This window comes from Bradyrhizobium sp. JR4.3 (genome assembly GCF_040547695.1).
In the GTDB taxonomy this organism is placed as follows: domain Bacteria; phylum Pseudomonadota; class Alphaproteobacteria; order Rhizobiales; family Xanthobacteraceae; genus Bradyrhizobium; species Bradyrhizobium canariense.
The window spans coordinates 178,478-202,071 of the sequence record NZ_JBEPQF010000010.1 but is presented as its reverse complement, the minus strand read 5'-3'; the positions used below and the strand labels follow the sequence as shown (position 1 = coordinate 202,071).

At 64.8% G+C, this 23,594-nt stretch carries 23 protein-coding genes; 11 read left to right on the top strand and 12 right to left on the bottom strand.

All coding sequences use genetic code 11. The features are described from left to right. Positions 1-4: 4 nt before the first annotated feature. Genes otnK through ltnD form a run of 3 tightly spaced genes read right to left on the bottom strand, consistent with a single transcriptional unit; the run spans position 5 to position 3,005 of the window. Positions 5-1,294: a 3-oxo-tetronate kinase gene (otnK, locus tag ABIB91_RS18570; RefSeq protein WP_354162899.1), complete on the bottom strand. Its 1,290-nt coding sequence runs from the start codon at positions 1,292-1,294 to the stop codon at positions 5-7. After that, positions 1,291-2,073, bottom strand: coding sequence for a 2-oxo-tetronate isomerase (gene otnI, locus ABIB91_RS18565; RefSeq protein ID WP_354162902.1), 783 nt, complete (start codon positions 2,071-2,073; stop codon positions 1,291-1,293). Before otnI ends, otnK begins: the two co-directional genes overlap by 4 nt. Positions 2,074-2,087: 14 nt before the next feature. Further along, entirely contained in the window at positions 2,088-3,005 is a 918-nt protein-coding gene (gene ltnD / locus ABIB91_RS18560; protein WP_354162905.1) for an L-threonate dehydrogenase, read from the bottom strand. A gap of 103 nt (positions 3,006-3,108) precedes the next feature. On the opposite strand from ltnD, the gene otnC reads away from it, so the two are divergent. Then, entirely contained in the window at positions 3,109-3,777 is a 669-nt protein-coding gene (gene otnC / locus ABIB91_RS18555) for a 3-oxo-tetronate 4-phosphate decarboxylase (RefSeq protein WP_007593729.1), read from the top strand. Between the two features lie 204 nt (positions 3,778-3,981). Here the strand turns inward: otnC and ABIB91_RS18550 are convergent, their stop codons facing one another. From ABIB91_RS18550 to ABIB91_RS18525, 6 genes are all read right to left on the bottom strand, one after another. Beyond that, the gene (locus ABIB91_RS18550; RefSeq protein WP_354162910.1) at positions 3,982-4,686 is read right to left on the bottom strand and encodes an ABC transporter ATP-binding protein; all 705 of its coding nucleotides are present in this window, start codon (positions 4,684-4,686) and stop codon (positions 3,982-3,984) included. Continuing rightward, positions 4,670-5,401: an ABC transporter ATP-binding protein gene (locus ABIB91_RS18545; RefSeq protein WP_354162913.1), complete on the bottom strand. Its 732-nt coding sequence runs from the start codon at positions 5,399-5,401 to the stop codon at positions 4,670-4,672. The genes ABIB91_RS18550 and ABIB91_RS18545 overlap by 17 nt, the downstream gene beginning before the upstream one ends. Further along, positions 5,398-6,381, bottom strand: coding sequence for a branched-chain amino acid ABC transporter permease (locus tag ABIB91_RS18540; RefSeq protein WP_007607961.1), 984 nt, complete (start codon positions 6,379-6,381; stop codon positions 5,398-5,400). Before ABIB91_RS18540 ends, ABIB91_RS18545 begins: the two co-directional genes overlap by 4 nt. Continuing rightward, positions 6,381-7,259 carry a branched-chain amino acid ABC transporter permease gene (locus tag ABIB91_RS18535; RefSeq protein WP_007593739.1) on the bottom strand — a complete coding sequence of 293 codons (879 nt, stop codon included), beginning with the start codon at positions 7,257-7,259 and terminating at the stop codon, positions 6,381-6,383. The genes ABIB91_RS18540 and ABIB91_RS18535 overlap by 1 nt, the downstream gene beginning before the upstream one ends. Before the next feature lie 182 nt (positions 7,260-7,441). After that, positions 7,442-8,686 carry an ABC transporter substrate-binding protein gene (locus ABIB91_RS18530; protein ID WP_354162917.1) on the bottom strand — a complete coding sequence of 415 codons (1,245 nt, stop codon included), beginning with the start codon at positions 8,684-8,686 and terminating at the stop codon, positions 7,442-7,444. Between the two features lie 89 nt (positions 8,687-8,775). After that, positions 8,776-9,591, bottom strand: coding sequence for a putative hydro-lyase (locus tag ABIB91_RS18525; protein WP_354127693.1), 816 nt, complete (start codon positions 9,589-9,591; stop codon positions 8,776-8,778). 120 nt (positions 9,592-9,711) lie between these two features. On the opposite strand from ABIB91_RS18525, the gene ABIB91_RS18520 reads away from it, so the two are divergent. The 4 genes from ABIB91_RS18520 (at position 9,712) to ABIB91_RS18505 (ending at position 14,077) form a co-directional block, all read left to right on the top strand. After that, the gene (locus ABIB91_RS18520; protein ID WP_007593745.1) at positions 9,712-10,629 is read left to right on the top strand and encodes a LysR family transcriptional regulator; all 918 of its coding nucleotides are present in this window, start codon (positions 9,712-9,714) and stop codon (positions 10,627-10,629) included. 78 nt (positions 10,630-10,707) lie between these two features. After that, positions 10,708-11,958, top strand: a complete 1,251-nt coding sequence (locus tag ABIB91_RS18515; RefSeq protein WP_354162921.1) for a Zn-dependent hydrolase — start codon at positions 10,708-10,710, stop codon at positions 11,956-11,958. Between the two features lie 12 nt (positions 11,959-11,970). Continuing rightward, positions 11,971-12,882, top strand: coding sequence for an NAD(P)-dependent oxidoreductase (locus ABIB91_RS18510; RefSeq protein WP_354162925.1), 912 nt, complete (start codon positions 11,971-11,973; stop codon positions 12,880-12,882). 121 nt (positions 12,883-13,003) lie between these two features. Continuing rightward, positions 13,004-14,077: a malate/lactate/ureidoglycolate dehydrogenase gene (locus ABIB91_RS18505; protein WP_354162928.1), complete on the top strand. Its 1,074-nt coding sequence runs from the start codon at positions 13,004-13,006 to the stop codon at positions 14,075-14,077. A 167-nt stretch (positions 14,078-14,244) separates the two neighbouring features. Here the strand turns inward: ABIB91_RS18505 and ABIB91_RS18500 are convergent, their stop codons facing one another. Next, positions 14,245-15,318: a tartrate dehydrogenase gene (locus ABIB91_RS18500; protein WP_354162931.1), complete on the bottom strand. Its 1,074-nt coding sequence runs from the start codon at positions 15,316-15,318 to the stop codon at positions 14,245-14,247. A gap of 11 nt (positions 15,319-15,329) precedes the next feature. On the opposite strand from ABIB91_RS18500, the gene ABIB91_RS18495 reads away from it, so the two are divergent. From ABIB91_RS18495 to ABIB91_RS18485, 3 genes are all read left to right on the top strand, one after another. Continuing rightward, a complete protein-coding gene (locus ABIB91_RS18495) occupies positions 15,330-15,470 on the top strand; it encodes a hypothetical protein (protein WP_354162934.1) in 141 nt (46 codons plus the stop codon). Positions 15,471-15,475: 5 nt separating this feature from the next. Further along, positions 15,476-16,252 carry an SDR family oxidoreductase gene (locus ABIB91_RS18490; RefSeq protein WP_027568933.1) on the top strand — a complete coding sequence of 259 codons (777 nt, stop codon included), beginning with the start codon at positions 15,476-15,478 and terminating at the stop codon, positions 16,250-16,252. Between the two features lie 113 nt (positions 16,253-16,365). Next, positions 16,366-17,784: an amidase gene (locus ABIB91_RS18485; RefSeq protein ID WP_354162937.1), complete on the top strand. Its 1,419-nt coding sequence runs from the start codon at positions 16,366-16,368 to the stop codon at positions 17,782-17,784. Positions 17,785-17,863: 79 nt separating this feature from the next. Here ABIB91_RS18485 and ABIB91_RS18480 read toward each other — a convergent pair whose 3' ends face one another. Both ABIB91_RS18480 and ABIB91_RS18475 read right to left on the bottom strand, forming a co-directional pair. Next, positions 17,864-18,970, bottom strand: coding sequence for an amino acid ABC transporter permease (locus tag ABIB91_RS18480; RefSeq protein ID WP_354162940.1), 1,107 nt, complete (start codon positions 18,968-18,970; stop codon positions 17,864-17,866). Positions 18,971-18,972: 2 nt separating this feature from the next. Further along, positions 18,973-20,160 carry an amino acid ABC transporter permease gene (locus tag ABIB91_RS18475; protein WP_219682667.1) on the bottom strand — a complete coding sequence of 396 codons (1,188 nt, stop codon included), beginning with the start codon at positions 20,158-20,160 and terminating at the stop codon, positions 18,973-18,975. Positions 20,161-20,246: 86 nt separating this feature from the next. Here ABIB91_RS18475 and ABIB91_RS18470 point away from each other — a divergent pair, with 86 nt between their 5' ends. The 3 genes from ABIB91_RS18470 to ABIB91_RS18460 are packed head-to-tail and all read left to right on the top strand — an operon-like array spanning position 20,247 to position 23,498. Then, positions 20,247-21,119 (top strand): MurR/RpiR family transcriptional regulator, encoded by an 873-nt coding sequence (locus ABIB91_RS18470; protein WP_354162943.1) that lies wholly within the window; start codon positions 20,247-20,249, stop codon positions 21,117-21,119. A gap of 3 nt (positions 21,120-21,122) precedes the next feature. After that, positions 21,123-22,472, top strand: coding sequence for an aspartate aminotransferase family protein (locus ABIB91_RS18465; RefSeq protein WP_354127701.1), 1,350 nt, complete (start codon positions 21,123-21,125; stop codon positions 22,470-22,472). Between the two features lie 12 nt (positions 22,473-22,484). Further along, complete coding sequence (locus ABIB91_RS18460) at positions 22,485-23,498, top strand: amino acid ABC transporter substrate-binding protein (RefSeq protein WP_007593774.1); 1,014 nt, start codon at positions 22,485-22,487, stop codon at positions 23,496-23,498. Positions 23,499-23,594 lie beyond the last annotated feature (96 nt).

Genomic DNA, 23,594 nt, shown 5'->3' with positions numbered 1-23,594 from the left:
GCGCTCAGCGCATGAGCCCAAGCGCGTCGGAGAAAAACTCCGCGCCGCCGAAATTTCCGGACTTCAAGGCGAGCAACATGTCGCCTTTTTCAGCACCGACTGCACGCAGCACCGGGACGCCGGCTGCGATCTCTACTCCCACGAGAAATCCGGGAATCTTCAACCGGTCGACCACGGCGCCGGATGTCTCCCCGCCGGCGACGACCAGGCGCTTCACCCCGCCCAGCACCAGACCCTCGGCGATATCGGCCATCGCCTGCTCGATGGCGTGACCGGCCGCGTCGCGACCATGGCGCGCCTGGAGCGCGGCGACCTGATCCGGCGTCGAGCTCGATGCGATCAGGACCGGACCGTCGGCCAGTCGCGGTTTCGCCCAGGCCAGCGCGCGCTGCGCCTCGTCCTCGCCCGTAGTAATACGGCCCGGATCGAGATGCAGCACCGGCATGACACGCTCGGCATTGGCAATCTGCTGAAGCGTCGCCTGCGAGCAGCTTCCGGCAAGGCACGCCGCCGATCCGCCGACCGCCGCCCCCGCCTCGCTGCTCGCCGCTGTCGACGTGACCTTGCCTGTCGACACCAGCGCCCGCGCCAGCCCAAGGCCCATGCCGGAGGCGCCGACCGACAGCCGATGCTGGGCAGCGACGAGGCCAATGGTTTCGAGGTCGCGATCGAACACGGCGTCGATGATCGCCGCGCCAATGCCCTTGCCCGCGAGTTCGGCCAGCCGCGCCCGCACCGCATCCGCGCCGCGCGTGACGGTGGCGAGGTCGACGAGGCCGATTTGCGTCTTGCTCTGGCGCGCCAGCACGCGCACCAGGTTGGAATCGTGCATCGGATTGAGCGGATGGTCCTTCAGCGGGCTCTCGTTCAACGGCACGGCGCCGACAAACAGATTGCCCTGGTAGACGGTGCGGCCGGTCTCCGGGAAGGCCGGCGTCACCAGCACGGTCGCCTCGCTGCAATCGGCGCGCAGCGCGTCCATCACGGGGCCGATATTGCCCGCATCAGTGGAATCGAAGGTCGAGCAGATCTTGAACAGCACGTGGCCGGCGCCACGGCCGCGCAGCCATTTGTCAGCCGCGCGCGAGCGCGACACGGCAAGGCCGGCCTCGATCGAGCGGCTCTTCAAGGACACCACGACAGCGTCGACTTCGGGCAGCGCGAGATCGTCCGCGGGCACGCCGATGGTCTGCACCGTGCGCAGGCCGGCGCGCGTCAGCGTGTTGGCGAGGTCGGAGGCGCCGGTGTAGTCGTCGGCAATGCAGCCAAGAGATATTTTCGCTGCAAGTGTCACGGCTTCACTCCCGCATAAGGCCTGAACCAGGCAAGGCCGTCGGTGGTCTTGCCGCGCGGATTATATTCGCAGCCGAGGAAGCCGGCATAGCCGAGCCGGTCGAGTTCGTCGAACAGGAACGGATAGTTCAGCTCCTCGCCGTCAGGCTCGTTGCGCGAGGGGATGCTGGCGATCTGAATGTGGCCGATCACCGGCATCATCTCGCGCAGCCGCATCGTGACGTCGCCATGGATGATCTGGCAGTGATAGATGTCGAACTGGAGTTTCAGGTTCGGAAGCCGCAGCTCCTGGATCAGGTCGCGCGCGAAGCCGAAATCGTTGAGGAAATAGCCGGGCACGTTGCGCGCATTGATCGGCTCGAGCACGATGTCGATGCCGTGCGGCGCGAAGAACTCGGCGGCCCACGTCACCGATTTGTAGAACGCCTCGATCGCGACGCGCTCGCCGCGGTTGGCGATGCCCGCCATCAAATGCAGCCGCTTGACGCCGGTCGCCTTGGCGTAGGGCAGCGCGGTCTCCAGGCTCGCCTTGAGCTCGGGGAATCGCGACGGAAGTGCCGCAAAACCCTTCTCGCCGGCATTCCAGTCGCCCGGCGGCAGGTTGAACAGCGCCTGGGTCAAGCCGTTGCGCTTGAGCCGCTCGCCGACCGCCTCGGCCGGATGCTCATAGGGAAAGAGAAACTCGACGGCGGTGAAGCCGGCTGCCGCAGCGGCATCGAAGCGGTCGAGGAACGGCACCTCGGTGAACATCATCGAGAGATTGGCGGCAAAACGGGGCATGGGAATCCTCTTGTCTATTTGTCGCCGGGCAGCTTGACGCCGGTGACCTGCGCATACATCCGCGCTACCGACGCATCATCGTCGCGGCCCATGCCGGCGGCTGATGTCATCAAGAACATCTGGAGCGCTGCGGCGGAGACCGGGACCGGGAATCTGGCACTGCGCGCCATGTCCTGGATAATGCCGAGGTCCTTGACGAAGATCTCGACCGCACTGCGCGGCGTGTAATCGCCGTCGAGCACGTGCGGCATGCGGTTCTCGAACATCCAGGAGTTTCCGGCGGACGCCGTGATCACCTCATAGACCTTGCGGATATCGAGACCCTGCTTGGCCGCGAACGCGATCGCCTCGCTGGCGGCGGCGATATGAACGCCGGCGAGCAACTGGTTGATCATCTTGAAGGCGGCGCCCTGGCCTGCGGCATCGCCGAGCTCGTAGAGCTTTGCGGCCATGGCATCGAGCGCGGGCCGCGCCTTCTCAAACGCAGCCGGACTGCCGGAAGCGAGAATTGTCAGCTCGCCCTGCGCTGCGCGCTGCGCCCCGCCGGAGATCGGCGCATCCAGATAGTGCCGGCCGGTCGCCTCCAACTGCTTGGCGAGACGCCGCGCCACGTCGGGATCCATGGTCGCCGACGACAGGAAGACGCTGTCCTTGGCCATGGTTTCGGCGACGCCATCCTTGCCGAACAGGATCGTCTCGGTCTGCGCCGCATTGACGACGACGCTGACGACGATGTCGGCGCCCTTGGCAGCTTCAGCCGGCGTCTTGGCGCCGGCGCCGCCCTCCGTCACGAAACGCGCGACCGCATCAGCCGAGACGTCGCAGCCGGTGACGACATGACCGGCGCGCTTCAGCGAGGTCGCCATGCCAGACCCCATCGAGCCGAGCCCGATGACGGCGATGCGCTGATTCTGTGACGTGGAGGCGGACATACAACTGATCCTTGCGACGTTTCCCGGAGGGCCGCCCTTTGCGGCAGCTTGGCAACGGAATAACACGGCTTGGCCGCGCTGCCAAAGCGTGAGACAAACGGACATGACGGCCATGAGCAACGAGACATTGCTGCGCGAAGACATTTGCCGCTTCGGACGGTCCCTGTTCGAACGTGGGCTGACGCCCGGCTCCTCCGGCAATATCAGCGTCAGGCTGGATGGCGGCGGCTGGCTGGTGACGCCGACCAATGCCTCGCTCGGCTTCCTCGATCCCGCAAAATTGTCGCGGCTGGACGATCAGGGCCGACTGGTTTCGGGCGATGCGCCGACCAAGGAAGTTCCGCTGCACAATGCGCTCTACGCCACGCGCGGGAGCGCAAGAGCGATCGTGCACCTGCATTCCACCCATTCGGTCGCGCTGTCGATGCTCCCGGAGATCGACCCGCGCGCCGCGCTGCCGCCGATGACGGCCTATTATCTGATGAAATGCGGCGCCACCGCGCTCGTGCCCTATTACCGCCCCGGCGATCCCGCGGTCGCCGATGCGATCAGAGGGCTGGCGGGGAAATACTCATCCGTGCTGCTCGCCAATCACGGCCCGGTCGTCGCGGGCGACACGCTGGAGGCAGCCGTGTTCGCGACGGAGGAGCTGGAGGAGACGGCGAAGCTGTATCTGATGCTGCGCGGGATGAACCCGCGGTATTTGTCGCCGGAGCAGGTGAACGATCTGGGGAAGGTGTTTGGGCTGATGCTGCCGGAGCACGGGCATTAGGCTCGGCTCTAACCTCGTCATTGCGAGCGCAGCGAAGCAATCCAGAGTCTTTCCGCGGAGGGATTCTGGATTGCTTCGCTGCGCTCGCAATGACGGTTGGCGCTACAGCCCCCGCAATCGTAGCCCGTATGAGCGCAGCGACATGCGGGAACGCTTGCCCCGGATATCGCTTCGCTCATCCGGGCTACGGCAGTGTGCTTGCAGCTACAGCCCCAGATACGCCTTGCGCACATCCGGATTGCCTTTGATCTCGCTTGCCGAGCCCTGCATCAGCACGCGGCCGGTTTGCAGGATGTAAGCGCGGTCGGCGATTTCCAGGCATTCCGCCATGCGCTGCTCGACGATCAAAACGGTCATGCCGGCGTCGCGGATGCGTTTCACGGCCTGGAAGATCTCGTCGACCAGCTTCGGCATGATGCCCTGCGAGGGCTCGTCCAGCATCAACAGCCGCGGGCGCGTCATCAGCGCGCGGCCGATGGCGAGCATCTGCTGCTCGCCGCCGCTGAGCGTCTCGGCGCGCTGCTCCAGGCGCTCGGAGAGACGCGGAAACAGTTGGAACACGAGATCGAGCGGACTCTCGCGGTCGGCCTCGCCGCGGTAGAGATAGCTGCCGAGGCGCAGATTGTCTCGCACGGAGAGGCGCGGAAACAGTCGGCGGTTCTCCGGCACGTAGGCGATGCCGGTGGCGGTGATGTGGTGCTGCGCCATGCCGTCGAGGCGCTTGCCATCGAACGTCACCGTGCCCGAGCGCGGGCGCTCGGCACCGGCGATGGATTTCAGCAGTGTCGACTTGCCCGCGCCATTGGCGCCGGCGACGCAGACGATCTCGCCCTTCTGGACCTCGATCGAGACCGCGGAGATCGCGACCAGGCCCTGATAGGCGGTCGTGACTTCACGCACCGACAGCATGACGATCTCCCAGATATGCGCTGATCACCTTGGGATCGCGAACGATTTCAGTCGGCTTGCCCTCGACCAGCACCTTGCCGAGGTCGAGCACGATGGCGCGGTCGACCAAAGGCATCACGATCTCCATGACGTGCTCGACCATCAGCACGGTGATGCCGGCGTCACGCACCTTGCGCACCAGCGCCACACCGGTCTGCGCCTCAGTCGGCGTCAGGCCGGTGAGGACTTCGTCCAGCAGCAGAAGTTTTGGTTGCGTCGCAAGCGCGCGCGCGACTTCGAGGCGGCGCTTTTCGGCCGGCACGAGGTCGCTCGCGAGCACGTTGGCGCGCGCGGCAAGGCCGGTGAATTCGAGCACCTCATGCGCCTTGCGGCGTGCCTCGCGCATCACGGTGTTGCGCACGAGAGCGCCGACGATGACGTTGTCGATAACGGTCATGGTCTCGAAGCTCTTGACGACCTGGAAGGTGCGCCCGACGCCGCGCTGGCAGCGCTCGGCGGCCGGCATGCTGGTGACATCCTCGCCGTCGAACCAGATCGAGCCTTGCGTCGGCGGCAGCACCCCGGCGATGAGATTGAATAGCGTGGACTTGCCGGCACCATTCGGGCCGATCAGACCGACGATCTCGCCGCGGCCGACCGAAATCGAAACGTCGCTGTTGGCGACGAGGCCGCCGAAACGCTGCCAGACGCCGCGGGTTTCAAGCAGTGGGGTCATCGCGTGGCTCCCTTCCGCTTCGCACGAGAGAACAGGCTCACCAGACCCTGCGGCAGGGCGAGCGAAATCAGCACGATTAGCGTGCCGTAGACGATGAGGTCGACGCCGCGGCCGGATCCGCCGATATAGGAGCGTGTCAGCTCCGTCATCGGGATCAGGATCACAGCCCCTAACACGGGCCCCCAGAGGGTGCCGATGCCGCCAAGCACGGCCGGCAGCGCCATCAGCAGCGAGAACTGGAACCCCATGACGCTTTCAGGATCGATATAGGCGAGAAACTGCGCATAGAAGGCGCCGCCGATGGCAACGAGGAAAGCGGAGACGGCAGCCGCGCCCATCTTGGAGTTGAACACGACGACGCCGAGGCTCTCGGCCGCTTCCGGATTGTCCTTCACCGCGCGCCACCAGAAGCCCCATTTGGAGTCCTCCAGCCACCAGGTGACGAACCAGGCGAGGCTGCACAGCACAAGTGCGAAATAGAAGTATGGCAGCTTGCTGCGCATGAACTGGAATTTCAACCAGCTGTCGCCGCGCACCGGAATGGTGATCCCCATCGCGGCCCCCGCCCATTCCCAATTCTGGAACAGCAGCAAGCCGATCTCGGCGATGACGATGGTCGCGATCACGAAATAATGGCCGCGCAGGCGGAAGAAGGGATAGCCGAGCCCCATCGCGATTGCGGCCGCGACTGCGCCGCCGGCGAGCATGCCGAACCATGGCAGCACGCCGAACTTGGTGAACAGCAGCTCGGTGGTGTAGGCGCCGATGCCGAAATAGAGCGCATGTCCCAGCGAGATCTGTCCGCAATAGCCGGAGAGAATATTCCAGCTCTGCGAGAGCGCCGCATACATCAAAGTCAGGATCAGGATGTTCTGGACGTAGACGTCCTTGATGAACAGGGGAGCGAGCGCCGCCAGGGCGGTCAGCACCGCGGCGATGATGAGGTCGCGGCGGCGCCGCGCGGCAAAATCCTTGTCCATCACATCGATCCGAACAGGCCGCGCGGCCGGATGAAGACGACCAGCAGGTAGACGGCGTAAATGCCGACCGATTTCAGCGAGGGTGGCAGCACCAGCGCGGTGGTGGCCTCGACGAGGCCGACGATGATCCCGCCGGCGAAAGCGCCGAACACGCTGCCGAAGCCGCCGAGCGCGACCGTGACGTAGGCGATCAGCGCAAAGGACGCGCCGACGTCGGGGTAGATATAGAAGAAGCTTGCCATGATCGCTCCGGCGAGGCCGACCAGCGCGGCACCAAGCCCCCAGCCGAGCGCGAACACGCGATTCTTGTCGATGCCGACGAGCGCCACCGCGCCGGGATCTTCACGGGTGGCCTCCAGCGCGCGACCGAAATCGGTGCGGTGGATGAAGAAGTAGAGGCCGGCAAAGGCCAGGATCGCAACCAGCGCGCCCATGAGCTGCGGCTCCGGCAGGAAGACGCCGGCGATCGAGATCGTCTTGCCGCCGAGCCAGGAATGCGGAACGCTGCGATAATCCGGCGTGAAGAAGAACTGCGCGAGGCCGCGCATCACGATGGCGAGGCCGAAGGTGGAGAAGATCTGCACCATGCCCGCATTGGCCTTGGCCCGCATGGCGAAGCGTACGATCAACAAATAGACCACCGCTCCGAATACGAACAGGGCAGCGGCCACCAGCGGCGCCGACAGCAAGGGGTCGATGGCGAAAAACGTGAACAGGAAGAAGCTCACATACATCGCGATCATCAAGAACTCGCCATGGGCGAAGTTCACGACGTCCATCAGGCCGAAGATCAGCGCGAGGCCGACGGCGATCAGTCCGTAGAGCAGGCCCATGAGGAGGCCGCTCGCGAGACTTTGGATAATGGTTTGGGCTGTCACCGGTGTTGCGCCTCTGCTCCTGCGTTACCCCGATGTCGTCCTGGCGAAAGCCAGGACCCATAACCACGAATTCATCGAGAGGATGAACGGCAGCCAGTCATCTCAGAAACGCCTGCCTGTGGTAATGGGTCCCGGATCTGCGCTGCGCTTGTCCGGGACGACGTTGGGAGATATCTCGCCGCTTACTTCATCGGCCAGATCGCCTCGGCGATCGCGGCCTGCGGCGGGAAGATGGTGACGAACTTGCCGCCGACATATTGCAGCAGCACCGGGTCGGCGTCGTTGTTCTGGCCCATCTCGTCGAACTTGACGCGCTTCCAGGGCATGATGGTCTGCTCGCCCGGGATGTCGGTGGCGGCGAGCGCGTCGCGGATCTTCTCGCCGTCCGTCGACTTGGCGCGGCTGATGGCGTCGGCGAGGATGATCAGGCCCATGAACTGACGCGAGGTGAGATCGTTGAAATCCTTGCCCGACCGCGTCTTGAACATCTCGTTGATCTTGCCGACCATCGGGCGCTTCTGCGCGAGATCGAGCGAGAAGGTGCCGCGCGAGATCACGCCTTCGAGCTTGTCGCCGACGGCGTCATAGAGCGCCTTCTCGGAGAAGCCGGCGTCCTGCGCCACGATCGCGTTCGGCTTGTAACCGAGCTCGGCCATGGTCTTCACCAGCAGGATGCCGTCGGTGGTGTAGCTCGACGGCATCAGCACGTCGGCGTTGGCGCTCTTGAGCTGCTGCACCTCGGCCGAAAGCGAGGGCGAGTTGGCGCGATACTTGATGTCCGCGACGATCTTGTAGCCGCGCTCGCCGGCGATCTTGGCCTGGGCATTGGCGGAATCGGTGCCGAAGATAGTGTCTTCGTGGAACAGCGACAGCGTCTCGATCTTGGTGCCCTTCTTCTTCAAGGCATCGAAGAAGTCGAACATCGCGGCCGAGTACATCTCGTCGTGCGGGGAGGCGCGGAAGTAATATTTCAGGCCGCGGCGATGCAGGCTGGGTGAGGAATTGTCGGCCGAGACGAACGGGATCTGGTAGCGCTCGCAGATCTGGCTGACCGTGACGGCGACCGCGCTCTGATAGGTGCCGATGATGGCGCAGACCTTCTCCTGCGTGATCAGGCGCTCGGCTTCGGCACGGCCCTTCTGCGGATCGGCCTGATGGTCGGCGAACACAAGGCGCAATTTTGCGCCGCCGAGGCCCGGCAGGCCTTCGCCCTTCGCCAGCGGCAGGTCGAAATCCGTGGCCTTGTTGATGACCTCGAGCGCGGTCTCATAGGCCTTCTGCGCATCGACGCCCTGCTGCGCGCTGCCGCCGGAGAACGGATAGATCACGCCGATCACGACTTCCGAAGTCTGTGCGCGCGCTGCCAGCGGCACGAGCGCGGCCGTAGCGGTGGCTCCCAACAATACGTCGCGGCGAGTGATCGTCATGGCAAAGTCCCCTGTTACTGAATTTCGGCTGATCGAATGAAGCGATTGATGGGTGCGGTAAAGCTCGAAGAAGCAGCAAACGCTGCCCACTAAATCACGGCCATGGTCCTGTTCTTGAGATCCGTCACCAGCATCAGGCCCGGCGAATGCGTGATCGCGAACGGCAGCCTGGCAGCATTGATGACCGATTGCGGCGTCACGCCGCACGCCCAGAACACCGGGATCTCGTCGTCTCCAACCGGGACCGGATCGCCGTAATCGGGCTTGGCGATGTCCTTGATGCCGATCAGATGCGGATGGCCGAGATGCACGGGCGCGCCGTGCACGGCCGGATAGCGCGAGGTGATCTGGACCGCGCGGATCGCATCCGCCGGCTTGAACGGACGCATCGACACCACCATGGGACCGGCGAAGGGACCGGACTCGCCGCAGGCGATGTTGGTGCGATACATCGGCACGCGCACATTGTGCTCGATGTGGCGGATCGGCATGCCCTCGTCGAGCAGCGCCTCTTCGAACGAAAAGGAGCAGCCGAGCACGAAGGTCACGAGATCGTCGCGCCAGTGCTTTGTCACATCGGTCGGCTCGTCCACGACTTCGCCGTCTCGCCAGACACGGTAGCGCGGCACGTCGGTGCGGATGTCGAGATCGGCGCCGAGCGCCGGAATGTGCGGACTGCCGACATCGGACATGCCGATGATCGGGCACGGCTTGGGATTGAGCTGGCAGAAGCGGTGGAAGGCGCCGGCATATTCCGCCGGCAGGATCGCCAGATTGCCCTGGACGAAGCCGGGGGCGACGCCGGCGGTGGAGGCGACCAGCCCCTCGCGATAGGCGAGCCGCGCCTTGCGGCTCGGGAGGGTGTCGGGCGTTTCAGTTTGCTGCACTGCCACCAAAACAGTCATGAGATCGACCTGCCTATAAACTCGACAAAGACAAGCCAACACCACGCGTGCTATAAAGTCTAATCTTCCTTTCTAATCAATATCGATAAATTTCATTTATCGGACGGGAAAATCCTTCCAATGCTGGACTTCAGATCAATCGAGACGTTTCTTTGGGTTGTGAAGCTCGGCAGCTTTCGCGGCGCCGCAGCACGCCTCAACACCACCCAGCCGGCGATCTCCCAGCGCATCGCCCAGCTCGAGCGCGAGATGGGGGTGAAGCTGTTGAACCGCGACCACCGCGTGGCCTCGCCGACGCCGAGCGGCCGGCAGATGATGGTCTATGCGGAGAAGCTGATCGGCCTGCGCGCCGCGATGATCGCCGAGATCGGCGACCGCTCGGCGATGCGCGGCGTGATGCGGCTCGGCGTCGCCGAGACCATCGTGCACACCTGGCTGCCGCGGCTGGTGAAGAGCATGAACGAGGTCTATCCGAACCTGTCGCTGGAGATCGAAGTCGACATCACGCCGAACCTGACCGCGCGCCTGCTTGCGCAGGAGATCGAGCTCGCTTTCGTCGTCGGTCCGCTCTCGGCGTCCGGCGTGCACAATCGCGTCCTCGCCGACTATCCGATCGGCTTTCTCGCCAGCCCCTCGCTCGGCCTCGGCCATGGACCGGTGACGCGGGCCGAGCTCGCGCGGTTTCCGATCATCACGTTTCCGCGGAAGACGCGGCCCTACGAGGTCGTACGCGAAGTGTTCGACCGGCCGGAGCTGCCGCCGATCCGCCTGCATGCCTCCGCCTCGCTTGCGACCGTGATCCATATGGCGGTCGAGGGCCTCGGCATCGCCGTGATCCCCGACGCCATCGTCGAGAGCGAGCTCGCAGACGGGCGGTTGCAACTGCTCGACACCGATCTCAAAATCGCGCCGCTGACATTCACCGCGAGCTGGCTCGCCTCGCCCGACGTCGTGGCGGTGGAGCGGGTCGCAGAGCTTGCATGTCAGATTGCGCAGAGCAGCCTCGCAGTTGACGCGCCCGCGCCGGCGCGTCATTGAAACAGGCGCCGGATTTCTTTCGTCATTCCGGGGCGCTCGAAGAGCGAACGCGGAATGACAGCTAAGATGGACTGACGCATGACCCGAGCCGCCACCAATTTGCAAATCGATTCCGCCCGCCTCTGGGGCTCCATCCACGAGACCGCGCAGTTCGGCGCGACGGCGAAGGGCGGCGTGCGGCGGCTGACGCTGAGCGCGGAGGACAAGCTGGTGCGCGACTGGTTCCGCAAGGCCTGCGAGGACGCCGGCTTAGAGGTGCACACCGATGCGCTCGGCTCGCAGTTCGGCCTGCGCAAGGGACGCGACATGTCGAAGCTGCCCGTCGGCATCGGCTCGCATCTCGACACGCAGCCCACCGGCGGCAAGTATGACGGCATCCTGGGAACGCTCGGTGCGCTCGAAGTGATCCGCACGCTGAACGATGCCGGAATCGAAACCGAAGCGCCGATCTGCGTCGTCAACTGGACCAACGAAGAGGGCTCACGCTTCGCTCCCGCGATGATGGCCTCCGCCGCCTATGTCGGCGACTTCACCACTGACGACATCCTGTCACGCAAGGACGCCGATGGCACCACCGTCGGCCAGGCGCTCGACGGCATCGGCTATCGCGGCGACAAACCGGTCGCGTTCCAGAAGCTCGGCTGCTTCGTCGAGTTGCACATCGAGCAAGGCCCGATCCTGGAGGCCGAAGGCAAGACCATCGGTGTGGTCGATTCCGGCCAGGGCGTGCTTTGGTACGACGGCAAGATTTCCGGCTTCGAGAGTCATGCCGGATCGACGCCGATGCCGCTGCGGCGCGATGCGCTGGCGACGCTGTCCGAGATCGTGCTGGCGATGGAAGCCATTGCGAGGAAGCACGGGCCGAAGGCAGTCGGCACCATCGGCGAGGCCGTGATCGCAAACCCTTCGCGCAACGTCATTCCCGGCGAGATCGCCTTCACCATGGATTGCCGCAGCGCGGATGACGCGATCATGGATGCGCTCGATCGCGATCTTCGTAGCGCGATTGCCGAGATCGCCGCACGCCGCAAGGTCGAGGTGAAGATCGACCTGGTCTGGCGCAAGCCGCCGACGCATTTCGATCCGAAGCTCATTGCAGCGGTGGAAAACGCGGCGAAGACGCTCGGCTACTCCTCTCGCCGCATTACCTCCGGCGCCGGCCACGACGCCTGCAATCTCAACACAATCATGCCCGCCGCAATGGTGTTCGTGCCCTGCAAGGACGGCATCAGCCACAACGAGCTGGAAGACGCTACGCAGCCCGATTGCGCCGCGGGCACCAACGTCCTCATGCACACGGTGCTGGCGATCGCCGGCGTCGCATCCTGACCGGAGAGAATCATGCGCGGAGTTTTCGTCGACGCCAATGAAGCCCTCGCCGTGATCTTGGAGCGGCTGGAGCAACCGGGCGATCCCAAGGTGCGGATCCACAGGGATCCCGACATCAAGCCCGAGCAATATCCCGAGATCCTCGACGGCGCCGAGATCGCGATCGTCGACCACACCGCGCTGCCGACCGATGTCGCAAAGAAGTGCGCGGGGCTGAAGCATGTCGTGTTCCTCGGCACCGGCGCGCGCAGCTACATGAACCCGGAGGAGCTCGCTGAGCTCGGCATCTCCGTGCACCTGATCAAGGGCTATGGCGACACGGCGGTTGCGGAATGCGCGATCGCGCTGATGTGGGCCTCGGCGCGGGGCATCGCGATGATGGACCGCGAGATGCGCGTCGGAAACTGGCTGCGCGAAGACGGCATGCAGCTCACGGGCAAGACGCTCGGCCTGATCGGCTTCGGCGGTATTCCCGCGGAAGTCGCGCGCATTGCCTCGGGCAGCGGCATGAAGGTGATCGCCTGGAACCGCTCGCCGAAGAGCTATCCGGGCGTGGAATTCACCGATCTCGATTCGGTGTTGGCGAGAGCAGACGTCGTATCGCTGCATCTGCTGCTCAACGACGAGACGCGCGGCATGATCACCCGCGAGATGATCGCGAAGATGAAGCCGGGCGTCATCCTCATCAACACCGCCCGCGCCGCCGTCGTCGACGAGGCCGCCATGATCGATGCGCTGAAGTCGGGGCACATCCGCCATGCCGGCCTCGACGTCTTCAACATCGAGCCATTGCCCGGCGATCATCCGCTGACAAAACTGCCGAACGTAACGTTGTCGGCGCATTCGGCGTTCCGGACCCCGGAGGCGAGCGAGAACCTCATTCATGCGGCGTGGGAGCACTGCCGCCGGATCGTGAAAACGTAGGGTGGGTTAGCGAAGCGTAACCCACCACCCTCGACGTTCGCGAAGACAGAAGAGGTGGGTTACGGCTTTGCCTAACCCACCCTACGCACCGCAATCTTGGAAAGGGATAAGAGCACCAACAATGGCCGACTATCGCACCATCAAGGCACAGCCGCTCATCGAAGCCATCAGTGCCATCGTCAAGGCCGGCGGCTCCACGGACCGCGAGGCCGAGCTCGTGTCCACCAATCTCGTCGAGGCCAACCTCAAGGGGCACGATTCCCACGGCGTCGGCATGATCCCGCGCTATGTCCAGAGCGTCACCACGGGCGGCCTCGCCGTGAACCAGCACGTCAAGATCGTGCTCGACACCGGCCCGCTTCTCACCCTCGACGGCCTCACCGGCTACGGCCAGGTGATCGGCCATGAAGCGATGGAGCTGGCGGCCGAGCGGGCCAAGCGCAACGGCGTGTGCCTCGTCGGCCTCTCCAACTCGCACCATATCGGCCGCATCGGCCACTGGGCCGAGCAATGCATCGACCATGGGCTGGTCTCGATCCACTTCGTCAACGTGATCTCGCGCCCGATCGTGGCCCCCTGGGGCGGCAGCGATGGGCGCCACGGCACTAATCCGTTCTGCGTCGGCATCCCGCGCAGGGGCAAGGACCCCATCGTGCTCGACTTCGCCACCAGCAGGATCGCGCAGGGCAAGACCCGCGTCGCCCACAACAAGGGCGTCGAGCTCGAGCCCGGTACCATCATCGACAACGAGGGCAAGCCGACCACCAATCCGCGCTACACCGTGATCCCGCCGTACGGCGCCATCCTGCCGTTCGGCGAGCACAAGGGTTCGGGACTCGCGCTGGTGTGCGAAATCCTCGGCGGCGCGCTCTCCGGCGGGCAGGTGGTCAAGGGTCCGTCCGATGGCAAGTACAACGTCCTCAACGGCATGCTCTCGATCATCATCGATCCGACCAAGCTCGGCACCGCCGAGAATCTCGCGCGCGAAGTCGAGAGCTTCGTCGCGTGGCACACGGGCTCACCGCCGGCCCCCGGCGTCGACAAGGTGAAGATCGCCGGCGAGCCCGAGCGCGAGACGAAGAAGAAGCGGCTCGCGGAAGGCATCCCGGTCGATCCGACCACCTGGCGGGATATTTTGCTGGCCGGGAAAACGTTTGGGCTCGATGAGGCGGCAATCGAGAAGATCGCGGGCTGAGCCATTATAAACCGGTGTCGTCCCGGACAAGCGCAGCGCAGATCCGGGACCCATAACCACAGGAAGTGGTTTGGCGAAGACTCGCGGTTACCAGCGAGTACCGCAACTACTCCCTGGGGTAATGGGTCCCGGCCTTCGCCGGGACGACACCGTGGTTGATCGCTTGCTTAATCCACCATGTCCGCGACCGCCTTGCCGCAAGCCGTGGTGTCGGCGTTGCCGCCGAGGTCCTTGGTGCGGAGCGTGCGCTCGGCCAGCGTGCGCTCGATCGCATCGACGATCGACTTGCCGGCTTCCTTCTCGCCGAGATGTTCGAGCATCATCGCGCCGGACCAGATTGCGCCGATCGGATTGGCGATGCCCTGCCCCGCGATGTCGGGCGCCGAGCCGTGCACCGGCTCGAACACCGACGGGAAATTGCCCTCGGGGTTGATGTTGCCTGATGGCGCGATGCCGATGGTGCCGGTGCAGGCCGGGCCGAGATCGGACAGGATGTCGCCGAACAAATTGGAGCCGACCACGACGTCGAACCAATCCGGGTGCAGCACGAAATTCGCAGTCAAAATATCGATGTGGTACTTGTCCCACTTCACGCTTGGATACTTCTTCGCCATCGCCTCCACGCGCTCGTCCCAATAGGGCATGGTGATGGAGATGCCGTTCGACTTGGTCGCCGACGTCAGGTGCTTCTTCGGCCGCGACTGCGCGAGTTCAAACGCGAACTTCAGGATGCGATCGACGCCGATGCGGGTCATCACCGTCTGCTGCGTCACGAACTCACGGTCGGTGTCCGGGAACATGCGGCCGCCGACGGAGGAATATTCGCCTTCGGTGTTCTCGCGCACCACCCAGAAATCAATGTCGCCGGGCTTGCGGTTGGCCAGCGGCGACGGCACGCCCGGCATCAGCCGTACCGGGCGCAGATTCACATACTGATCGAACTCGCGGCGAAACTTGATCAGCGAGCCCCACAGCGAGACGTGATCCGGAATCTTGGCCGGCCAGCCGACCGCGCCGAAATAGATCGCGTCATGCTTGCCGATCTTGTCCTTCCAGTCGTCCGGCATCATCTGGCCGTGCTTCTCGTAATAGTCCCAGGACGAGAAGTCGAAATGATCGAAATGAAGGGACACCCCGTGCCTCTTCGCCGCGGTCTCCAGAACGCGCAGACCCTCCGGCATCACTTCCTTGCCGATGCCGTCGCCAGGAATGACCGCGATCCGGTATTGTTTCTTGCTCATCGAGAACGTCCTTGATTGCTCCGGCAGCCGCCGCCTTTTTGACCGCACTGCAATGGACCAAACGCGGCGGCAGTGCAACGCTGCACTGCAATGTTGACCATGGCGCGGTCGACCGCCTACTGATTTTATTCCCGTTCCTCTCCTGCGAGTGACTCCCATGGATCTGCATCTGCGTGGCAAGCGCGTCCTGATCACGGGCGCGTCCAAGGGCATCGGCGCAGCTGCCGCCGAGGCCTTTGCCGAGGAAGGCTGCCATCTCCTCCTCGCCGCCCGCAACGGCGATCAGCTCAAGGCTCTGGCCGAGCGCTTGCGCTCGGCGCACCAGATCGATGCCGCCACGAGCATCGTCGATTTGCGCAAGAGCGAGGATTTGACGCGGCTCGCCAAGGAAGCCGCCGACATCGACGTGCTCGTCAACAATGCCGGCGACATTCCCGGCGGCTCCATCGACAAGATCGACGAGGCGACCTGGCGCCACGCCTGGGAATTGAAAGTGTTCGGCTACATCAACCTCACGCGCATGATCTATGCGCAGATGAAGGCGAAGGGCGGTGGCGTGATCGTCAACGATATCGGCGCCGCCGGCGAGAAATTCGACGCCAACTACATTTGCGGCAGCGCCGGGAATGCCGCGCTGATGGCCTTCACCCGCGCGCTCGGGGGCAAGAGCCTCGCCGACAACATCCGCGTGGTCGGCATCAATCCCGGCCCTGTCGGCACCGACCGTCACGTCACTCTGCTGAAGACACGGGCAAAGCACCAGTTCGGCGACGAGAGCCGCTACAAGGAATTCCAGAAGAGCCTGCCGCTCGGCAGGCCTGCGCATGCGCGCGAGATCGGCGACCTCATGGCGTTCCTGGCGTCGGATCGCGCGGGCTACACGTCCGGCGTGATCTACACGGTGGACGGCGGCATCAGCGCAGGCTGGGGTTGATCAATCTCGTCATTGCGAGCGCAGCGAAGCAATCCAGAATCTTTCCGCCTTGACAGACTGGATTGCTTCGCTGCGCTCGCAATGACGCTTGAACAAGTACAGGAGTAAAATAGTTGTCTCAAGAGTTGATCCGAGAAACCGCTTGCGCCGTGGTCGACAAGCTGCGGTCCGGCGACGTCTCGCCGCTGGAACTGTTGGATGTGCTGGAGAAGCGTATCGGCGAAGTCGACGGCAAGGTCAACGCGCTGCCGACGCTGTGCTTCGATCGCGCGCGGGATAGCGCAAAGGCGCTGATGCGGAAGCCGGCCGGTGCGCGCGGATTACTCGCAGGCCTGCCGGTGCCGATCAAGGATCTGACCGACGTTGCTGGCGTGCTGAACACCCAGGGCTCGCCGATCTTCAAGGACAATGTGCCCAAACAGTCCGACCTCATGGTGGAGAACCTCGAAGGTAACGGCGCGGTCGTCTACGCCAAATCCAACACGCCGGAATTCGGTGCGGGCGCCAACACCTTCAACGAGGTGTTCGGCGCAACGCTCAATCCCTGGGATACGTCCAAGTCGGCAGCCGGCTCGTCAGGCGGCGCAGCCGTTGCGCTCGCCACCGGCATGGCCTGGCTCGCGCAGGGCTCCGACATGGGCGGCTCCTTGCGCAGTCCGGCAGCTTTCTGCGGCGTCGTGGGGATGCGGCCGAGCATCGGCCGGGTCGCGCATACTCCAAAATCAGCCATCGATCGTAATCTCGGCGTCGTTGGCCCGATGGCCCGCAACGTCGAGGATCTCGCGCTGCTGCTGGATGCCATGAGCGGCGACTATGCTGCCGACCCGCTGTCGCTGCCGGCGCCGTTGACCTCGTTTCTCTCGGCGGCGCAGTCAGGCAGCAAACCGAAGCGCATCGCCTATTCGGCGGATCTCGGCATCACCCCGGTCGATCCCGAAGTCAAAGCGATCACGCGGAAGGCGGCGGAACGCTTTGCCGAAGCCGGCGTCATCGTCGAGGAGGCACATCCGGACTGGCGCGAGGCGCATGAGTGCTTCCACGTGCTGCGCGCGTTCGACTTCGCGATCAGCAAGGCACAGCTGCTGCGCACCAAGCGCGACCTGCTCAAGCCCGAAGTGATCTGGAACATCGAGGAAGGCCTCAAGCTCACGATCGAGCAACTCGAACGCGCCGAGGCGCAGCGCGTCGGCATGACCGCGCGTGCGGTCGAGTTCTTCAAGAGCTACGATCTGCTGCTGGTACCGACCACCATCGTGCCGCCCTTCCCGATCGAGCACCGCTATGTCGCCGAATGCGCCGGCAAGAAGTTCGACAATTACGTCGAGTGGCTCGGCATCGTCTATGCGATCACGCTCGCCTGCTGTCCCGCGCTTTCGCTGCCCTGCGGCTTCACGGCGTCGGGCCTGCCGGTCGGACTGCAGGTCGTCGGGGCTCCGCGCGCTGATGCGCAGGTGATCGCCGGCGCGAAGACGCTGGAGGATATCTTGGGCGTGCGTGGCACAACACCGATTGATCCGCGGGTGAAGAACTAGGCCCCCACTCTCGTGCCCCGGACGCGGCGCAGCGCCTCTTCGGCGGCGCGCTGCACCTTGTCCGGGACAAGAGAGATACTCACCTTCCGCTTGTCGCCTCCAGGCTCCGGCTATACCGCGACATCGCGAAGCAGAAGACAAAATAGATGGCGGCGACGAAGATGTAGACTTCGACGGAGAATTGCTGCCATGCCGGATCGATGATCGCGGTCTTGGCCGTCGTCAGCAGGTCGAAGATACCGATGATCAGGACGAGGCTGGTGTCCTTGAAGAACGCGATGAAGGTGTTGACCAGCGGCGGGATGACGTGACGGATCGCCTGCGGCAGGACGATCAGCCGGTTCTTGCGCCAGTATGACAACCCGAGCGCATCGGCGGCCTCGTATTGCCCGCGGGGCACGGCCTGGAGGCCGCCGCGAATGACTTCGGCAAGATAGGCACCCGCGAACAGGATGATCGCGACCTGCGCGCGCAGGAGCTTGTCGATGTTGAATCCGTTCGGCATGAACAGCGGAAACATCACGCTCGCCATGAACAGCAGACTGACCAGAGGCACGCCGCGGATCAGCTCGACATAGAGCACGCTGAGCGAGCGGATCGCCGGCAGTTTTGAGCGCCGGCCGAGTGCGACCAGGATGCCGAGCGGGAAGCCGAAAGCCAGACCAAAGGTCGCCAGGATCAGCGTCACCGGGAGGCCGCCCCAACGGTCCTGCGAGACGAACGACAGGCCGAGTATGCCGCCCCACATCAGCATGCTGATCAGCGCGAGAGCGGCGATCCAGAGATAGGCCAGCTCGCGCCGCCATAAGGCGCGGCGGGTGGAGAGATAGAACAGGGCGATGAACAGCAGCACCGCCAGCGCCGGCCGCCACTGCTCGTCGAACGGATAGGTGCCAAACAGGATGAAGCGGTATTTCTCGGGGATGATCGCCCAGCATGCACCGACGCCGCGTACCGCGCGGCAGGCGCTGGAATCGTTCGCCGGGGTGAGCCAGACCGCATTGGCGATGCCCCACTGCGCGAAGCTGAAGAGGCCCTTTGCGAGCACTGCCAGCAACACGACCGAGAGAATGCCGTTCGGGATAGACGAGAACAAATTGGTGCGCAGCCAGCGCAGCACCGGATTGCCGATCTGCGGGCGGCGGGCGGCGCGCGGTACTTCCGGAATGTCGGCGATCGCCGTCATGGTCAGCGCTCCACCAGCGCGATGCGCGAATTGTACCAGTTCATGAAGAAGCTGATGCCGAGGCTGATGGTGAGAAACACCGCCATGATCAAAGCAATGGCCTCGATCGCCTGCCCGGTCTGGTTCAACGTCGTGTTGGCGATCGAGACCACGTCCTGATAGCCGATCGCCACCGCGAGCGAGGAGTTCTTGGTCAGGTTGAGGTACTGGCTCGTCATTGGGGGCACGATGACGCGTAGCGCCTGTGGCAGGATGATCTGCCGCAGCATGAAGCTCCGGCGCAGTCCCAGCGCATTGGCGGCATCCCACTGGCCGCGCGGCACCGACTGGATGCCGCTGCGCACGATCTCGGCGATGAAGGCCGAGGTGTAGGTGACGAGCGCGATCAGCAACGCGAAATATTCCGGCGCGAGCGTCAGCCCGCCGACGAAGTTGAAGCCGCGCAACTCCGGCCATTCGATCGTCCAGGACACGCCGAGAAGCACGGACACCGCCGCAGGCAGCACAACAAGCAAGCCGAGTCCAAAAGGCCAGGACGGCCGCGGCTTGCCGTCGCGCATTTGCTGCGCGATGAGCCGCCGCCGGATGACGTAGAACACGACAAGCCCGAACACTGCCGCGCCGAGCACGCAAAGCTGCGGCGTCCCGATCGGAATCGCCGGCAGGATCAACCCGCGATTGGACAGAAACACGCCCTCGATCGGCCGCCATGCCGCGCGCGCTGCCGGCAGCGCCTGCATCAGCACGTACCAGAACAGGAGCTGGAGCAGCAGCGGGATGTCGCGGAGCGTTTCGACATACACCGCGGCGAGCCGCGACAGCAGCCAATTGGCCGACAGCCGCGAGATGCCGATCACCGTGCCCAGGATGGTTGCAAGCACGATTCCGATCACGGCAACGCGCAGGGTGTTGGCGATGCCGACGACGAAGGCCCAGAGATATGAGTCTCTCGGATTGTAGGCGAGCAGGCTGTCGGAGATGGGCATGCCGGCCTCACGGCCGAGGAAGGCAAAACCGGTCGTAATGCGGCGCGCGGAGAGATTGGTGACCGTGTTGGACCAGAGAAAGGCGATGACCGCGACTGCGATCCCGACCACCAGGGCCTGCCAGAACAGGCCTTTCAGCTCGCGTCGTCCGAAAGCGCCGAAGAAGCGACGGCGCGGCGGCGGTCTCGGAGCGTCTGACGTCACAGCACAAAAATCCTTCTCAAGACGACGATTTCCGGCGGCGTACGTCAAGTGTTGCACCAAACTCCACTTTGTGCAACAAATGTTTCATGGCCGAGCCCGCGAAATCCTCGCCGCTGAGCGAACTGCGCATTGCATTGCCATCGCTTCCGATGCGGTTGCAGGAGGTCGGGCGTTTCGTCGCGGCCAACGATTACGACGCCACCACGCGTTCGATGCGCGATCTCGCGGCGGTTGCCGGCGCCGATCCCGCCGCGTTCACGCGGCTTGCCAAAGCGATCGGTTATTCGGGCTGGGATGAATTGCGCGCGGCGTTGACGGAGGCGCGGCGCCCCTCGCAGATCGCGCCCTTCTCCGGCCGCGCCAGGAGCCGCCGCCACGGCCCGAACGCCGATGTCGCGCTTGTCACCGACAAGCTCGAGGCCGAGGCCGCCGGCCTTCCGCGCATCCCGGCCCAGCCGATTGCCGAGGCGGCGCGCGCGCTCCACGACGCCAAGCGGATCTGGATCACCGGCTACCGAAGCTGCCGCAGCGTCGCGGAACTGCTGAATTACGAGCTCCGGCTGTTTCGTCCCGAACAGGCGCAACTCGTCGGCGCGTCCGGCCCCGACGATCTCGACCTCGGCGCATTCCGGCCCGGCGAAGCTGTCATCGTCATCGGCTTCATGCCCTACACACATGCCAGTGTCCGGGTCGCGCAGGCCGCCTATCGTGCCGGCGCGGCCCTGATCGCGATCGCCGATAGCTCTTCGGCGCCGATGGCTGAAGGCGCCGACCACGTGCTGCTGTTCGAAGCGGCTTCCTCTCCCGGCTTTTTCCCGAGCCTGACCGGCGCCATTGCGATCGCCCAATCGCTCGCGGCCGTGACGTTCTCGCTCGGCGGCACGGCCGCGAAGAAGCGCCTGGAGAATACCGAGGCGCGGCTGGCCGCGGCTTCAACTTACGTATCAGAGAAAGGTTGACCCATGGCCGCTCGCACCAGCCGCGTGCTGCATCGCTCGCTGCGCGAAACGCCGCCCAAGGCAATCGGCGGCGAAGGCGTCTACCTCTTTGCCGAGGACGGACGCCGCGTGATCGATGCCTCCGGCGGCGCGGCGGTCTCTTGCCTTGGCCACCAGCATCCACGCGTCATCGCGGCGCTGACGAAGCAGGCCTCGACACTGGCGTACGCCCACACGGCGTTCTTCTCGTCCGAGCCGGCCGAGGCGCTGGCCGAGAGGCTGGTCGGCCATGAGCCCGGCGGCCTCGCCTACGCCTATTTCGTCAGCGGCGGGTCGGAAGCGGTCGAAGCCAGCATCAAGATCGCCCGGCAATATTTCATCGAGCGCGGCGAGCCGCAGCGGCAGCATTTCATCGCCCGGCGCCAGAGCTATCACGGCAATACGCTCGGCGCGCTGGCTGCCGGCGGCAATGCCTGGCGGCGTGCGCCTTATGCGCCGCTGCTCTCCGACGCCTTCAGCCACGTGACCCCGGCCTTCGCCTATCACGAGAAGCACGATGGCGAATCCGATGCGCAATTCGTCGCCCGGCTTGCGGCCGAACTCGAAGCCGAGTTTCAGCGCCTCGGTCCCAATACGGTCGCCGCGTTCCTCGCAGAGCCCGTCGTCGGCGCCACCGCAGGTGCCGTGACCGCGCCGGACGGTTATTTCAGGGCGGTCCGCGAGATCTGCGACCGACACGGTGCCCTGCTCATCCTCGACGAGGTCATGTGCGGCATGGGCCGCACCGGCACCACGCATGCATGGGAGCAGGAAGGCGTGGCACCCGACATCCAGGCGATCGCCAAGGGCCTCGGCGGCGGCTACCAGCCGATCGGTGCAATGCTCACCAGTGGCAAGATCATCGACGCCATTCGCGCCGGCTCGGGCGCCTTCCTGCACGGCCACACCTATCTGGCGCATCCCCTCGCCTGCGCTGCCGCGCTCGCGGTGCAGGACGTGATCCGCGAGGACGGCTTGCTCGACCGGGTCAAGGAGCGCGGCAAGCAGCTCGAGCAGCGGCTCACCGAGCGTTTCGGTAACCACCGCCATATCGGCGACATCAGGGGCCGCGGCCTGTTCTGGGCGATCGAGCTTGTCGCCGATCGCGGCAGCCGGACCTCGTTCGATCCCGCGCTGAAGCTGAACCAGAAGATCAAGGCGGAGGCCCTCGCCGACGGCCTCGGCTGCTATCCCGGCGGCGGCACCGTGGACGGCGTCCGTGGCGACCACGTGCTGTTGGCGCCACCCTATATCGTTTCGGCTGACGAGATCGATCTGATCGTCGACAAGCTCGGCACGGCTGTCGACAACGTATTGCGTCGTGTCAATCACTGAGGGGAGAATAACATGATGAGGAAAGTGGTTATCATAGCCGGCGTGCTCGCGGCATCGACGGTGGTCGCATCGGCGGCGACGCTCGACACTGTGAAGGGCCGCGGCACGCTGATATGCGGCGTCAGCGCCGGTTTTGCCGGCTTCTCCGCGCCGGACTCGCAAGGCAATTACAAGGGTCTCGATGTCGATTATTGCCGCGCGCTCGCCGCCGGCGTGCTCGGCGATGCCAGCAAGGTGCGTTACGTCTCGCTGACCGCGCAGAACCGCTTCACCGCGCTCCAGTCCGGCGAGATCGACGTGCTCTACCGCAACTCGACGCAGACCTATCTGCGCGGCGTCACGCTGGGCCTGCGGCAAGGCCCAATCAACTTCTACGACGGTCAGGGCTTTGTGGTGAAGAAAGACCTCGGCGTGAAGGAGATCAAGGACCTCAAGGGCGCCACCGTCTGCGTCGCGCAGGGCACCACGCATGAGGTCACGCTCGGCGATTACGGCCGCGCCAACGGCATCGACTGGAAGCCGCTGGTGTTCGACCGCGTCGACACCATGTACCAGACCTTCTTCGGCGGCCGTTGCGACGCCATGACCCAAGACGCTTCCGCGCTCGCAGGCGCCGTGACGACCGCGGCGCCGAACCCGGCCGACTACGTCGTGCTGCCGCAGACCATCAGCAAGGAGCCGCTCGGCCCCTTCACCCGCAATGGCGATGAAGTCTGGAGCGACATCATCACCTGGCTGCATTACGGCTTGATCGAGGCCGAAGAGCTTGGCGTCACACAAGGCAATGTCGACGAGATGGCGAAGTCGCAGACGCCCGCGATCCAACGCCTGCTCGGTGCCTCCGGCGATCTCGGCTCCCGGCTCGGGCTCGACAACAAATGGCTGGTCACGGCCATCAAGGCCACCGGCAATTACGGCGAGATCTACGAGCGCAATGTCGGCAAGGCCAGCCCGCTCAAGCTCGAGCGCGGCCTCAACGGCCTCTGGAGCAAGGGCGGCTTGATGTACGCGGTGCCGTTCAAGTAAACGCCTCTCGTGTCCCGGACGCGCTGCAGCGTGCAACGCTGCTGCGCAGAGCCGGGACCCAGCGGCCACAATGGGCCCCGGCTCTGCGGCGCAATA